Annotated in this window: 12 protein-coding genes; 9 read left to right on the top strand and 3 right to left on the bottom strand. The window is 56.3% G+C overall.

What is annotated here, in order from left to right; genetic code table 11:
- Positions 1 to 294: 294 nt before the first annotated feature.
- The 3 genes from JO965_RS28940 to JO965_RS28950 all read right to left on the bottom strand — a co-directional run bounded on the left by JO965_RS28940 (position 295) and on the right by JO965_RS28950 (position 5731).
- Positions 295 to 1644, bottom strand: a complete 1350-nt coding sequence (locus tag JO965_RS28940) for an FAD-binding oxidoreductase (RefSeq protein WP_203444383.1) — start codon at positions 1642 to 1644, stop codon at positions 295 to 297.
- An 889-nt stretch (positions 1645 to 2533) separates the two neighbouring features.
- Positions 2534 to 3601 carry an NAD(P)-dependent oxidoreductase gene (locus JO965_RS28945; protein ID WP_246777055.1) on the bottom strand — a complete coding sequence of 356 codons (1068 nt, stop codon included), beginning with the start codon at positions 3599 to 3601 and terminating at the stop codon, positions 2534 to 2536.
- 750 nt (positions 3602 to 4351) lie between these two features.
- Entirely contained in the window at positions 4352 to 5731 is a 1380-nt protein-coding gene (locus tag JO965_RS28950; RefSeq protein WP_203444384.1) for a PLP-dependent aminotransferase family protein, read from the bottom strand.
- A 317-nt stretch (positions 5732 to 6048) separates the two neighbouring features.
- Between JO965_RS28950 and ehuB the strand changes: the two genes are divergently transcribed.
- The 9 genes from ehuB to JO965_RS28995 all read left to right on the top strand — a co-directional run bounded on the left by ehuB (position 6049) and on the right by JO965_RS28995 (position 14763).
- Positions 6049 to 6912, top strand: coding sequence for an ectoine/hydroxyectoine ABC transporter substrate-binding protein EhuB (gene ehuB, locus JO965_RS28955; protein ID WP_203444385.1), 864 nt, complete (start codon positions 6049 to 6051; stop codon positions 6910 to 6912).
- A gap of 71 nt (positions 6913 to 6983) precedes the next feature.
- Entirely contained in the window at positions 6984 to 7799 is an 816-nt protein-coding gene (ehuA, locus tag JO965_RS28960; protein WP_203444386.1) for an ectoine/hydroxyectoine ABC transporter ATP-binding protein EhuA, read from the top strand.
- Positions 7800 to 7834: 35 nt separating this feature from the next.
- Positions 7835 to 8503, top strand: a complete 669-nt coding sequence (ehuC, locus tag JO965_RS28965) for an ectoine/hydroxyectoine ABC transporter permease subunit EhuC (RefSeq protein ID WP_203444387.1) — start codon at positions 7835 to 7837, stop codon at positions 8501 to 8503.
- Between the two features lie 8 nt (positions 8504 to 8511).
- Positions 8512 to 9171, top strand: a complete 660-nt coding sequence (gene ehuD, locus JO965_RS28970; protein WP_203444388.1) for an ectoine/hydroxyectoine ABC transporter permease subunit EhuD — start codon at positions 8512 to 8514, stop codon at positions 9169 to 9171.
- 21 nt (positions 9172 to 9192) lie between these two features.
- The gene (locus tag JO965_RS28975; protein WP_203444389.1) at positions 9193 to 10374 is read left to right on the top strand and encodes a M24 family metallopeptidase; all 1182 of its coding nucleotides are present in this window, start codon (positions 9193 to 9195) and stop codon (positions 10372 to 10374) included.
- A complete protein-coding gene (locus JO965_RS28980) occupies positions 10374 to 11609 on the top strand; it encodes a M20 family metallopeptidase (protein WP_203444390.1) in 1236 nt (411 codons plus the stop codon). The genes JO965_RS28975 and JO965_RS28980 overlap by 1 nt, the downstream gene beginning before the upstream one ends.
- Positions 11606 to 12364 (top strand): Asp/Glu racemase, encoded by a 759-nt coding sequence (locus JO965_RS28985; protein WP_203444391.1) that lies wholly within the window; start codon positions 11606 to 11608, stop codon positions 12362 to 12364. The genes JO965_RS28980 and JO965_RS28985 overlap by 4 nt, the downstream gene beginning before the upstream one ends.
- 40 nt (positions 12365 to 12404) lie before the next feature.
- Positions 12405 to 12902, top strand: a complete 498-nt coding sequence (locus JO965_RS28990; RefSeq protein ID WP_203444392.1) for an Lrp/AsnC family transcriptional regulator — start codon at positions 12405 to 12407, stop codon at positions 12900 to 12902.
- Between the two features lie 505 nt (positions 12903 to 13407).
- Positions 13408 to 14763 (top strand): IS1380 family transposase, encoded by a 1356-nt coding sequence (locus JO965_RS28995; protein ID WP_203444393.1) that lies wholly within the window; start codon positions 13408 to 13410, stop codon positions 14761 to 14763.
- Positions 14764 to 14913 lie beyond the last annotated feature (150 nt).

Genomic DNA, 14913 nt, shown 5'->3' on the forward strand with positions numbered 1-14913 from the left:
TATGGTGGGTTGTAATCGCTAAGCGCGACAGACGCCGCGCCTATCATCAGCGCAACGTTGCTGCGATTGTGGCGACGGAAACCACAGTTGCGCCTTTCGCGGCTTATCTAGCAATGCGGGCGAGCTGCCAGGTCGCGGTGCCCCACTGTATGGGAGCGGCACCAGTAACATGCATAATCGCCAACCGCCCGTGTCACACCACAAGTTCAAAACGACGATAGACCCAATGTTCTTGATGGCGAGGAAGCAACCCCGCCGCTGGCAGCACGGTCGGAGCGGATAAGCCCTTGATCCCTAGATTATCTTTCCAGGGTTGAGTATTCCGTTGGGGTCGAGTGTGCGCTTGATTGAACGCATCAAGTTAATTTCTGCGACGTTGCGGGAGTAGGACAAGTAAGCTCGTTTAAGGGTACCAATTCCATGCTCGGCGGAAATCGACCCTTGATACTTTCTAACTCCATCATACACAATGTCGGCTATCCAGCCCTTGAGGTGATTGTCGATGGTACCAGCCGAAACGCACAGGTGTATATTGCCATCAGCCACATGGCCAAAGGCAGAGATGTGAATGTCCGGGAGATTTTCATTAAGTGCAGCGGACACTTCTGTGACGTATCGATCGTGAACTGTCATTGGGAGGCTCACGTCAAACTCGATGAGGTCTGGAAACTCGGTCAATGCGAGACCTTCGCGGATAAGCCAAAAGCGGTCTCGCTCTGCCTCTGATTTGGCAATCAAGGCGTCCGAGATTACTTCTTCTTCAAGCATTCTTCCAAGAAGCTCCTCCATACAGGTGGTCTCACCAGATTGCTCAATGATGACAGCGAATGGACAATCGGTTTCAAACGTCCTTACCCCTATCGCACGGGAGCTAAAGCGGAAGAACGGTCCCCACATTAACTCGAAAGCAGACAGTCCGGTCACTCCCTTTCGAGCTTGGCTAAGCAGTGTGAGGACCGCGTCAAAGCCATCCAAGGCGCAAAGCGCCGTAACTTGATGAGTGGGCAATGGTTCGAGCTTGATGACAGCCCGTGTAATGATACCCAACGTTCCTTCAGAGCCAATGAAAAGCTGCTTCAAGTCATAGCCGCAATTATTCTTCTCCATTCGATTCAGCGACGACACGACGGTGCCGTCGGCCAGTACCGCCTCCAGCCCAAGTACGTTGTTACGGGTCATGCCACTGCTGATTACACGGATACCGCCCGCGTTCGTGGCAAGATTGCCTCCAATGTGACATGAGCCTCGGGCACCAAGATCGATGGGTAGACGAAATCCATGCACTTCCGCCGCCTGCTGAGCGACTTCTAGCACTGTACCGCACATCACCGTCATCGTGCCTGCGACCGTATCGATCTCCTGAATACCGGTAAGAAGCTCCATCGCGATCACGATAGATTGATCGTCTGGATTGGCTCCACCAGCAAGGCCCGTCAGTCCACCTTGAACAACCACCGGATTCCGAAAGCTGTTGCAGAGACGTAAAGTGGTCGAGACTTCTTCTACCGTGCGCGGCCGGATATACGCCATCGGCAGCTGCCTGCCGGTGCGACTGGCGTCACTTCGGGCCTTTTCCGGGATATGCTCTCCAGTCAGAACAACGTCGTCACCCAGAAGGTTTCGTAGCGATTCCAATAGCTTCATACGATCTCATCCATGACCGGGTCAGTTTGATTTTCTTGGGTGAAATAACAGCCATTGCTGGACGGCGGTTTGCTGCGCCTGTGAACGACGCTCACCCATTGCAAGGCCAGTGCGTCGTCGGCCAAGGATTTAGGACAAGACTGACGATTGATGATGTTGTTCGAGGACTGTGGAAGCAAGAGATGGCAAGCTTCTGTGACACTGGCGCTTCTTACATGGCCATGGTTTAATCCGAACAGCGTGTGCTCTCGAACGCCAATCAATGTGCAGTCGGTGGTCGCGCGTCGGCCATAGCCAGATCTTGGTCCGGACGGCGCAGCCTAAATAGGCGCACACACCACCGGCCTAGTGTTTCTGCGAAACTATCGATGGAATCCGGTTCACCTTGAAGCCTGCTCTCGGTGGATTCGTACGAATCGTTAACGTCGACCCATGAGAACGCTCCCGCCATGATGACACGATAATCGGTGCTTCTTCCCATCGGTTCATCTCTCCTAGCTGGTGCGATCTAGCCTACGCCCAACGATTGTCCGAAGCGTTCCGCCGGCCTGTCCTGGAAGGCGCAACCCCAAATCAATCGATCTAGTAAGTCATCTGGCGCGGGTTCTCACGATATTCTTGGCATCATCTTCCTAAAGCTTTCACCAAAACTGTTGCACATCTCTTCCTGCGCCGTCAGACAAAGAGTTGCCCGTCAGCAGCTCGGTTGATTGCGCGTCGAGCGGCTCTTTCCGCCGCTCGACGCGCTCCACTCGGTCCTGTGAAACTCAAGAGATCGCGTAAAGGCTGTCGACAAGTACCGTCGATTTATGCGGTGGTATGATCGTCGACGCTTCAGTGCATGCCTTTCTCAAGTTACACATTATAGAATACATCTATGCTTTAGCAGTCAGTAGCCAAGGTCAAGGTTGACTTCGCGGACCATGTGTTCACCGGAAAAGAACTGCGCAACATTCTGCGTGCCCCACGCGATATTCCGCTCAAGAACATCGTCCGCATTGGCGGCCTGGTCATCTGAGACAATGACATTCGGCAATTGATGGATCCCCAAGCGCGGCAAAAAACCGATAGGGAACGATCGTCCATACTGATAGATCGGCCAAACGTCGGAGGCGTACCCGCGCAAACGTCCCGACTTGAGAGCGTCGTACAACGGCCTTTCCTGAACAATGCTTCCGCGGGAGATATTGATAAGATACGCGGTAGGCTTCATTGCATCCAATTCGTCTTGGCCCCAGAACTGATCAGTTTCCGGAGTATTCGGCGCCGCGAGGACCACATAATCGGATTGAGCGATCACGGAGTGAAGGTCATCCATTCCGTACATCTCGTCAACGTACTCGGATGCCTTGTCTTTGTTACGACGGATACCGAGAACTCGCATGTCAAAGCCTTTGGCATGCTTGGCAATCCGCTCACCGATATTGCCGACGCCAATCAAACCCATTGTGCGGTTGTGCAGCATTCCGGAGCGATGTTCGTCGGCATAGAGCGGGAAGAGCCGATCCCCTTGCCGCATAACGTTGTGCTTCTTGATTGTCTGCTTGGCCAACGCCAGGACAAACATCATAGCCTGTTCGGCAACAGCAACTCCGTTTGCGCCGCGGATGTTTGCTAGTTTAACGCCGCGCTCCTTGAACAGCGACGTTGCGCCCATCATGCGCAGATCGTCAACACCTGAGTGCAGCCAGGAGAACACCTTCAGGTTCTTCGCAATGTCCAAGATCCCATCGGGAACGCTGAAGGCGATAATTGCGTCAGCATCGGCGGCGAGATGCTTCGTGTGAGCGTAGGAACAGTCGAATCGGGAGAGATAGTCACCTTTAGGGGCCACCACTTCAGTTCCGCGTGGTAGCGCGCTCTTTATAGATGCAATCTCGTCGTCAGTTGCGTACCACAGGCATAAAACTTTCATGGCCTTCACTTTCTCGATGTTCCTGACTGCGGTCGAGGTCACGCCGCTCAAGTAATATATCCACAAGGCCCGACCTCTTTCATGCGAAAATGCGGTCAGTCGTGGGTAAAATCTGCGTTCTGCTGATGCACGGCAACATATTTCACCATATGCCAGGCTAAGGCGTCGAAAGAAACGCTAGTTCGAGAGAGTTCGCTTAGCAGCGTCGACATCTGGTCAAGCTTCCCGCGGCAGGATGTCTGGTGATCGATGCTTTGCTAAAACCCGTGTGGCGTCCGCGGCAAGAACAAGTATCTGTTTGGAGCCCAGACCCCGCCTCTCGCTACCCGTGCGATTAATGCGCCTACAGAGTCGGAACCCTCGCTGCGGTTTAAAGAGTTAGCAGCAGATTTGGCACTCTCCTTCGAAGGTCGCCAGCAATCGCATAACACTGAATGCTGCAGCCTCCAGCTGCCAGAAAAGGCAGTGCCACGCGGGCCGCTTTTCCCAGTAGGGCTATCACACCGCTTAGCGAGCAGCCCCGACGCTGCGGCAATTTGGCAAAGAGCCACCTCGAGAAAGGTAACTTTGATTTCTTGAACACAGAGATTTCCGCCAGCGGGCGCATGTCCTAGGCTCAGGACGTCTCCGGTAGCGTACTGCCTTCGGGCGGCAGTCGTCGCATGAGTATCGATGCCCAGGCGTTTGCGGGTTTCATGCTCGAATGAGTGGATCGTCAAATGGGTCCCGGGTCAACTCACAAGTCCACTTTGTTGGTGCTTGCGAAACGCGCTCGAATGGCGATCTCTCCAGCTAGAAAAGAATCGGCTCAGGCTCGCTGTGCAGCAAATTGTTGACCACACTGAGGCCTCGGGTGAGCTCTTCCTCGGTGACAGCTCCAATTGCAACGCGCACTGCGGGGTGACTTTCTGAGATTGCAAACAGCGCGCCGCGGGCCAATGCCACCCCTTGCTTGCGCGCATGTGATACAAACTCGTCTTCCGGAAACCGGCTCCCCAAAGGCAACCAGATGTGGAGGCTCCCGTGGTTCGAACAGTAATCGACGCCTTTCAGCGCAGCTGCAACAAGTTTGTGCCGCTTGAGGAGTGCCGCACGTTGCCAGTGGACCAATTCCGTGCATGTCCCATCCTCAACCCAGCGCGCTGCGATCTCCGCGACCAAGGGTGTAGCAGTCCAGTTTGTCACTATCTGGCGATTCTCCACGGCGGGGAAAAGGCGCTCAGGTGCTACGAGGTAACCAACGCGCAAGCCGGACATGACGGGTTTGGTGAAACTCGTGATATAGATGGTACGCTCAGGTGCAAGAGAGTGAAAAGTCGGAGGTCTCTTCTCAACAAGCGGGCCGAGGGCGTCGTCCTCAATGATCTGCAGGTCGTATTTGCGGGCTATGTCGACAAGTTCGGTCCGGCGGCGCTCGTTGGAGATATAGGCAGTTGGGCCGAGGGCGCTTGGCATCATAAAGAGAGCACGAATCGCCTTTTGTTGGCAAAGACTCTCAAGGGCCTCAGGAACAATCCCGTCGCCATCGATTGGCACGCCCTGTACTTGCAATCCTAAATATGAGGCCAATGGCAACAGAACATGAAGCCCTGTTGCTTCCGTCGCTATCGTCATGCCAGGTTGGCATACCGTCATAAATGCGATTGTGAGGGCGGGTGTGCCACCGTTGGTTAAATGAATATTCCTCTCGTTCGTGTCGACGCCGCAGAACCGCAACCAACTCGTAGCAATTGCGCGATGGCGGGCGAACATTGCGCTAGGGCGAGAACCAAACACAGCGCTGGCCGGCAAATCAACCGCTAGCTGCCCGAGAGCCGATTTCATCCGTTCGAGATGCAATGCGTTCGACACAGGCTTCAGGATTGAGAGGTCAATCAGTCCAGGGGGGCGTTCGGGCATGAACGGTGTGATGGGTTCAGAGTTGGCGTTCGTTGTTCTGATAAACGTGCCGCGCCCAGTTTCTCCACTTACGAGTCCGCGACGGGTAAGTTCTTCGTAGGCCCGAGACACGGTCGGCAGTGAAACGCCTAGCTTGTAGGCAAGTTGCCTTTGGGGTGGCAGCTGCTCGCCCGGCTTCAGGGCTCCAGAAGAGACCGCTTGCGCAATATGGTCAGCAATCGACAAAAAGTAAGGCGGTTTAAGACCTTCCTTTGATATTGCCCAGATTGTCATGCACCAAGTCCCGCTGGCATTTGCCGATTACCCCGAGAGATCAAGCAAAAATTGTAGGCTTTGTATAGCTTATCCGCCGACCAGGCGGTATCGCTTTATATTGCTATTATACAATTTAAGCAATTGACACCATTATTTGCGATTGTCATGTTCGCCACAGGCAAGTGGAGTAAGCGCTGCTTGCTTAGACCGTGGCGGTACCTTGCGCGGCAGTTGCGCCTTAGGCGCATAGGCGGTGGCGAGACAAGCTGCTCAGACGACTTTTAGCAACGCGTGCCAAGTAACGCGGTCTCAAGATCAAACCTAAGGGAACAGCAATGAAACGGAAAACTGCCTCTTTACTCAACGATCCCCGCCGGACGCGCGCTGCGCTGGTCATGGCCTTGGCTGTGATAGCAGCCGGTTCCGCCGCTGCAGAGACCTTGGACGTCAACCAGCAGGTCTCGATCGCGGTCGCCGGTGAGCCGCCTTACACAGAATTGAAGCCCGATGGTACGTTGAGCGGCGCTGGGCCCGATATTGATCGCCGGTCACTTGAACTCTCGGGCCTCAAAAACTTCAAGGGCGAACTCATTCCGTACGGTGCGCAGATACCAGCCGTGCAGGCAAAGCGCGTGAAAGTTCTTTCATCAGGCTCTCTCAACATTCGCCCCGAGAGATGCACTCAAGTCAATTTCGCAGAGCCTGCCATCTGCACGTCACAAGCCTTCCTCATCCGCTCTGACATGGCCGGCAAGTTCAAGAGCTACAAGGACTTTGCAGCTCTGGGCCTTAAGCTGGGAGCTGGCGCAGGGACCTTGCAAGCGAAAGATGCAATGGCGGCAGGTGTAAAGAAAGAGAACGTGATCCCGTATCCAGATACGGTCAGCGCGGTCAAGATGCTGCAGGACAAACGGATCGACGCCATTGCCCTCAACGATGCGGGTGTCATCGATATGAAAAAGCGCTCTGGTGATGAAACCTTACAGGTAGTTATGCCGATCGAGAATACTCCGATCGATTGCGCTGCTGCAGCCTTCAACAAAGATGACACTGCGCTCCGCGACGCCTACAATGCTGGGTATAAGAAACTCAAGGATAGTGGCGAGTACGAAAAGATCATGGCCAAGTACGGCCTCGAAAGCAACTACAAGCTCCTTGCTAGCGCCAAGTCGGCCGCCGAAATGTGCTCTCCCCAATAAGACGCTAAGCAATCAAGCCCGGTGACGAATGTTGCCGGGCGATGACGCCAACGCGGGAAGGAGACAGCGCGATGGGACTGCACGTTGCACCAAGGGGCCCCGGCTGCCCGCCGATCATTGAATTCAGGAATGTCGAGAAACGTTATGGCTCACTCACGGTGCTGGATCGGCTTTCATTCTCGGTAATGCCCGGAGAACACCTTGCTTTGATTGGCCCATCGGGCTCCGGAAAGACGACGATTCTTCGAATATTGATGACATTGGAGTCGGTGACTGCCGGAGACGTGATCGTCAATGGGGTTTGCCTTAACCACGAGCAGAAAAACGGCAGACAAGTGCCTTCCTCGGAAGCGCATCTACGGAAGATGCGCGCCGACTTCGGGATGGTATTCCAGCATTTTAATCTCTTCCCGCACAAGACCGCTCTTCAGAACGTCGCGCTTGCTCCTGTACTGACCCGGCGTTTGTCAAAAGCGGACGCCAAAGACCGCGCTCTGCAACTGCTCGAGAAGGTCGGGCTCGCCAGCAAAGCGGACGAGTATCCCTCGCGCTTGTCAGGCGGCCAGAAACAACGTGTCGCGATCGCGCGCGCTCTCGCACTTCAGCCGAAGATCTTGCTTCTGGACGAAATTACCTCAGCCCTGGATCCCGAACTCGTTGAGGAGGTGCTTAACGTCATCACCGACCTTCGGAATGAAACAGACATGACGATGCTGCTTGTCACGCACGAGATGGGCTTCGCCAAAGACTTCGCGGATCGGGTGCTGTTCTTCGAACGTGGCAAGATCGTTGAGGAAGGCCCACCGGGTGAAATCTTCCAGTCGCCTCATCACGAGCGTACCAAGATGTTCCTCCGCAAGGTCATTGCCGCAGGGCACCGTGTCTGAATTGTGCTCGCTTACCTGCGAGCAGGGGTGATCAAGTGCAGAACGTTGAATCCTCTCTAGACTTTGGCTGGTTCATCCTGACTGGAGCTCTGGCTACCGTACAACTCACCGTCTTCAGCTGCATTTTGGCGTTGATGGTGGCATTGCTGACCGGCATAGCTCTTACGAACCAGAGTCTTTTCGTTCGGGCCGCAGCTCGGACTTATGTCGAGTTCTTCCGCGGCACGTCGGTTTTCGTCCAACTGTTCGCCGCCTACTTTGTTCTTCCATTTGTGGGCATCTCGCTGACCCCGATCCAGGCCGGTGTGCTGGCCCTCGGTCTAAACGGAGGGGCTTACGGTGCAGAAGTGGTCCGAGCTGCAATTAACGCGGTCGGTCGAGATCAGCGGGAAGCGACGATTGCATTGAACCTGACACGCTGGCAGGCACTGTGGTGGGTTGTTCTACCACAAGCAGTTGTGTTGATGCTGCCAAGCTTCGGAAATCTGGCAATTGAAATCATGAAGGGAACAGCGGTTGCGTCTCTCATAACAGTCTCAGAACTGACCTTTCAAGCGCAGACGGTGCGGTCCCAAACAGGAGATACCGCAGTGCCCTTCCTTCTTATCATGGCCACTTATCTTGTGATCGCATCCGTGTTGATGAGCTTCGTACGCTGGCTCGAGAGACGCTTCGGACGCGGCATTGTTAACCCGGGCATGTGAGGTCAACAATGGATTGGAGTTGGGAATTCGTCGCCGAGATAACACCAAGCCTGTTGCAAGGCTTGGTCGTAACCGTGCAGATAACCTTGCTGTCGTCGGTAGTCGCATTAGTGATCGGATTGTTCTTCGCAATCGCCAAGATGTCTCCGATCTTTGTGCTGCGCCAGTCTACGATCCTAGTAACGGAAGCGATCAGAAGAACACCGCTGCTGGTGCAGCTTTACTTTCTCTTCTATGTCTTGCCTGACCTCGGGATCGTTTTGTCTCCCCTCGTCGCCGGCACGATCGGCCTCGGGCTGCACTACGGCACGTACGTGTCTGAAGTCTACCGCGCGGGAATTCAGAACGTTCCAGCAGGTCAGTGGGAGGCTGCGCGAGCGTGCAATCTGACAGTGTGGCAGACCTGGACACAGATCGTGTTGCCGCAAGCCATTCCCCCAATGATTCCGCCTCTCGGGAACTACGTCATCGCGATGTTCAAGGAAACACCGATCCTATCGGCGATCACCGTGCTCGATCTTATGGGTGAAGCGCTTGCTCAAGCTAACTTCAGCTACCGCTATCTCGAACCCATCACTCTGGTCGCCTTTGGCTTCTTGACGGTCAGCCTGTGCTCAGCGGCCATTATCAAACTCCTAGAAGCCCGTTTGAACCTTCGTGCTGCTTGAGCACTAGAATAAGAGGATAGCATGACGACACCAACGCTACGCTTCGATGTTGCTGAGTACAAAGCCCGACTCGACGCTACCTGCGAAGCAATGGAACGCGAGCAGGTCGACCTCCTGATCGTCACAGACCCCGCGAGTATGGCATGGCTCACCGGCTATGATGGATGGTCGTTCTATGTGCACCAATGTGTACTCATTCGGCAGAACGAAGAGCCGGTATGGTTCGGCCGGGAGATGGATGGGAACGGCGCTCGCAGGACCGTCTACATGGACGAGAGCCGCATCAGGTCCTATGCGGATCATTATGTCCAGTCGTCGCAGTATCACCCGATGACTGAGCTGGGGGCGCTGATCACAGACCTTGGCTGGTCGACTGGAGTCATTGGAATTGAGAAGGACAACTACTACTTCACTCACGCTGCTTTCGAAGCTTTGGCCTCCACGTTGCCCAATGCCAGGTTCAAAGACACAACGCGTCTCGTAAAATGGCAAAGGATCGTGAAATCGCCCCGCGAGATCGAGTACATGCGGGGTGCCGGAAAGATCGTAAGTGCTATGCACCAGCGTGTAGCTGAGGTGCTTCGGCCTGGCGTCAAGCAATCCGACGTGGTTGCGGAGATTTATCATTCAGCCATCCGGGGAGTAGAAGGGGTTTGGGGTGACTACCCTGCGGCGGTCCCCATGATTGGGGCGGGTATTGATGCCTCCGCTCCCCACCTGACTTGGTCGGACCGGGAGCTCCGTGCCGGCGAGAGCATTTTCTTTGAGCTCGCTGGCGTTCATAAGCGCTATCATAGCCCTCTTTCGCGGACATTCTACCTTGGTAAACCGGACCAGAAGTTCCTTGATGCCGAAAAGGCCGTGATTGAGGGAACTGCGGCCGGCCTAGAGAAAGCCGTTGCCGGGAATGCCTGTGAGGACGTGGCACGAGCCTACTACAGTGTGATTGAAACCTACGGCCTTAAGAAGCCAAGTCGCTGCGGCTATTCGATCGGTCTTGCCTATCCGCCGGACTGGGGCGAGCACTCTGCCAGCTTCCGCCTGGGTGACCGCACGGAGTTGCGCCCAGGCATGACCTTCCACTTCATGTCTGGACTGTGGTTCGGAGACTGGGGTCTCGAGATCACTGAGAGCATTCTCATCACTGACAAGCAACCCGAATGCTTGGCGAATACTCCGCGTGAACTGATTGTGATCGATTGATGAGCGCGACGAACGAACCTGATCGTGGAAGCGGCGTTGGCTGCTTCGACTTGCCGGACGGGAGCGAGGAAAAAATCCTCGCCCTCCGCCACTACATGCATGAAAATCCCGAACTCTCGAATGAAGAGTACGGAACGCAGGCAAAAATCGCAGAGTGCCTCGCAAGCGCAGGGTTAGGCAGCCCTGATGTCTTTCACAAGACAGGCTTGTTCATCGATGTGATTGGTGAGGGAACCGGTATCCCGCTTAATGTTGTCGTTCGCGGCGACATCGACGCCCTGCCGATCGACGAGGCACGCCCTGACCTCCCTTATAGATCCCGGATCGCCGGCAAGATGCATGCATGTGGCCACGATGCCCATGCATCGGCTGCCTTCGGTGTTGTACTAGCGGCCCTTGCGCACCGTGCCCACTTTGCAGGCAAGGTGCGTGTCATCTTTCAGCCTGCTGAGGAGGCGGAGCCTCTCGGCGGTCGATCCGTTGCTGAACAGGGTCTTCTCGACGGATTCGATTGCGCAGTCGGTATGCATGTTAATCCGGAGATCCCCTCAGGAACCTTTTCCGTACTGACCGGGGCCGTCACGAAATCTTCCGATGAGTTCCAAGTCGTCTTCAAAGGCAAGAAGAGCCACGCAGCTTGGCCGGAGTTAGGTGTTGATGCGATTGCCATAGCGGCCACGTTCGTCAGTGAAGTCCAGAGGTTGATATCTCGAGAGAGCCATGCGGACGAAGCTCCGGTAATCTCCATTGGCCGCTTCCATGGTGGTGAGGCTACTAACATCGTCTGCGATCGGGTGGTGCTCGATGGCACGCTACGCACCCGTTCACCTGACGCACGTCAACGGCTACGCACACGGCTTGCGGAACTTGCGCAGCACATTGCGGCAATGCATCGCGGTGAGGCAGAGTTAAAATTGCTCCCTGGGGAACCCGCGGTTGTCAACGATCCGGCCATCAGTCAGATGGCGAGGGACGCGATCGCTGAGATCTATGGGACATGCTCGCTTGTTTCTACGAGGGCTCTCGCGGGAGCTGACGACTTTGGGTTTTACGCAGAGAAGATCCCGTCGGTCTACTTCTGGGTTGGCTGTCACAATGAGCTCACGGGCAATAGAACCCACGTCCATACTCCCGAGTTCGGGGTCTCGGATGACGACGTGCTTCGCGCAGCGCGCGCCGCGTGGGCGATCGTCCGGACCCTACAACGTTCAGAAAACAAGGGTAAGTTGTCATGAGCTCTCCGGTTATCAAGCACGTGGAAGCGGAACTCGATGGTGGGATGTCAGAACAGATTGTCATTGGTCTGATTGCCCTTTCGACTGATGTGGTTACGGAGTATGAACTTCGGAAGATGTTGCCGCAGGATGGGGTTAGCATATCCTCAACCCGGATCGAGACGCAGAATCCAATTACAATTGAGAATTTGCGCGGACATGCACATGAGATCGCGGAGGCTGCCGAGTTGTTCGTTCCGCGAGAGTCAGTGAATGTTTTTGCCTACGGCTGCACCTCCGGATCTGCTTTGATTTCGCAAGAGGCACTCGAAGCGCAACTGCATCGTACGGCACCCGGAGCCAAACTTACCTCTCCAATGACGGGAGCCTACAAGGCCTTCAGACAGCTTGGAATTCAGCGAATTTCGATGCTGACCCCATATCCGGACGAAGTCACTACCGCAATGGTCGATTGCCTGAGCGCGGCGGGCATTTCTGTGGCGTCGTGCGCATCGTTCCATATTGAAAATGACTATGAGATCATTAATGTCTCGCCGGAAAGCATCATAGCGGCAGGTGAGGCAATCAACTCGGCTGACATTGAAGCTGTCTTTATCCCTTGCACCGGTCTCCGGACTTCCACAATCATCGAACCCCTTGAGGCCCGGATTGGAAAGCCGGTCATCACGGCGCACCAAGCAATGCTGTGGGATGCTCTCAGACTCGCCGGCTACATGCAGCCTCTGGAAGGTCTTGGGAGACTCCTGAAGGTTTGAACGCTCGCGTAAGCTCGCAAGCTATTCCGGGGATACATACATGCCCGAACTTGACCGGATTGATGGACGAATCCTTCAGATCGTTCAGAAGAACAACCGCCTGACGTCTGAAGAAATGGCCTGCAGCGTCAATCTATCATCCTCCGCCTGTCAGCGCCGGCTCAAACGCCTCCGAGCCAACGGCGTCATTGAAGCGGATGTTTCGGTTATATCTCCGAAGGCGCTCGGTCGACCTGTAACCATGATCGTGCTGGTTTCGCTAGAGCGGGAGCGCGCCGATATCGTGGACCGATTTAAGAATGCGATCCGCGCCACGCGCGAAGTAATGTTGGGCTTCTATGTAACTGGCGATGCGGACTTCATCTTGGTTGTGACATCAAAAAGTATGGAGGACTACGAACAGTTCACACGTCGCTTTTTCTATGAAAATCCCGATATCAAGGGCTTTAAAACGATGGTCGCCATGGATCGTGTGAAGGCAGGGTATGAGTTCCCTATCGACCTCGACGACCCTGTTTTTGGACGTTCCGGATTGTGATCTCGTCTTAGCATTGGCGCTTTCATCAGAAGCGGCCGTTCCGACCCTTGGTGTGCGGGATACATTCCGTCTTGTGGTGCTGGATGTCGCTGAAGTACCGTGGGATCGGGGGCTTACGAGGGGCGCTGTGCACAGCCCAGCGCTTGTCAGCTGCTGCGAATGGGACGCCGTAAGATCACTATCGTTGTGGGTGACCGGTCGTCATCGGGTTGATGGTCGCCATAGTGCTCGGCGGTCCGATTGTCGGAGAGGCGCTACAGTCTTATGGCGAACAGGTTCTAATCTCTGGAACATTCGCCCAGCGATGCGATGCGGGCCAATCTGGGGCTTACGAAGTGAGGCGGTTCAGAGAAGCAATCCTTACTGCCGCTGCTGGCCTTCCTAGCCGTTCTTATGCATCGGAAGAGTGATGAGGGCTGGCGAGTGTAGCTTAAGCACTTGAAGCAGCGTAGGATTTGGTTGCTGAAGCCGATCCTGCTCTCCGTTCGAGGCTGCCACACCCGCCATGCCGAACGATACACCTGCCACCTTCCCGTTTCCAGCCGTGTCCCGCAAGAAGATCACCGCTGCTTTCGACGGCGGACGCTTGTCGTCCGACGGCGGCGTCATGCTCCTGGCCCAGGCCGAGCGCCGGCTTGGCATCGCCGCGCGGCTGGCGCGTTTCATTCCGGATCGGCGCGATCCAGGCCGCGTGACACACGCGATCCCAGACATGCTCCGCGCCCGCATCTTCGCCATCGCGTGCGGCTACGAGGACTGCAACGACTTCGGCCCGCTGCGCGCCGATTCGGCGTTCAAGCTCGCCTGCGGGCACCTGCCGGAGACTGGATCGGATCTCGCCTCGCAGCCGACCCTCTCATGCCTGGAGAATGCCCCGAACCTGCGCGACGCGATCCGCCTGACCTACGCCCTGATCGATCAGTGGATGGACAGCTACACCATCCCGCCCGGCGGCGTGGTGCTAGTTATTGACGACACCTGCGACGTGGTGCATGGGCATCAGCAGCTGTCGCTGGTCAACGCTCATTATGATGAGCGCTGCTTTCTGCCGATCCATGTCTACGACAGCGCCACCGGCCGACCGGTTGCCATCGTGCTGCGGCCGGGCAAGACGCCCTCGGGTGTCGAGGTGCGGGCGCCTCTGCGTCGCCTCGTGCGCCGCATCCGCACGCGCTGGCCTCTCACGCAAATCACCCTCTGCGGCGACAGTCACTATGCCCGCCCTGAAGCGATGGAGTTCTGCGAGCAGAACGGCCTCAGTTATCTGTTCGGGCTGGCCGGCAGCCGGCCGCTCACCAGCAAGGTGCAGGATGTGGCCGATGCGGTGCGCACCCACAGGGCGCTGGAAGACCGTGAGGTTGTGCGCGGCTTTGCCGAGACAAAGCCCCGGGCCAAGAGCTGGTCGTGCGAGCGCCGGGTGATCGCCCGCATCGAGGCCACCCGCCTGGGGCTCGACATCTGCTTTGTGGTCACCAACCTGACCGGCACCAGCCCACGGGTGGTCTACGAGAGCCTGTATTGTGCCCGCGGCCAGGCCGAGAACTGGATCAAGTTCCACAAGGCGCAACTCGCTTCCAACCGGACCTCGTGCCGGCGCGCGGGGGCCAACCAGGTCCGCCTGGTGCTGCATACGGCCGCCTACTGGCTGATGCTGTCCGTGCGGGAGGCGATCCCGGCTGCACGCGATCTCGCCCGGGCGGGGTTCGCGACGCTGCGCCTTCGCCTCCTCAAGATCGCCGTACGGGTGTGGGAAACGGCAAGCCGCATCTGCTTGGCCTACGCATCCTGCTGTCCCGAAGCCGACCTCTTCCGCGCCATAGCGGCGGCTCTCCTGCCCAGCCCGAGAGCAGCCTCGCCCTGAGAGACGGGGACACCATCGCCCCGATCATCCCAGCCGATCCCTGCCAACGCGTTCCCCACGTTCCAGAACTCGCCGCGGTGAAAGAGACGCAACAGATTAGCTCGTCTCGCCGCAGATCAGGTCAATCAAGTAAGCCTTGGTGAATAGGAA

Source organism: Microvirga sp. VF16, from assembly GCF_016864375.1.
Taxonomy (GTDB): Bacteria; Pseudomonadota; Alphaproteobacteria; order Rhizobiales; family Beijerinckiaceae; genus Microvirga.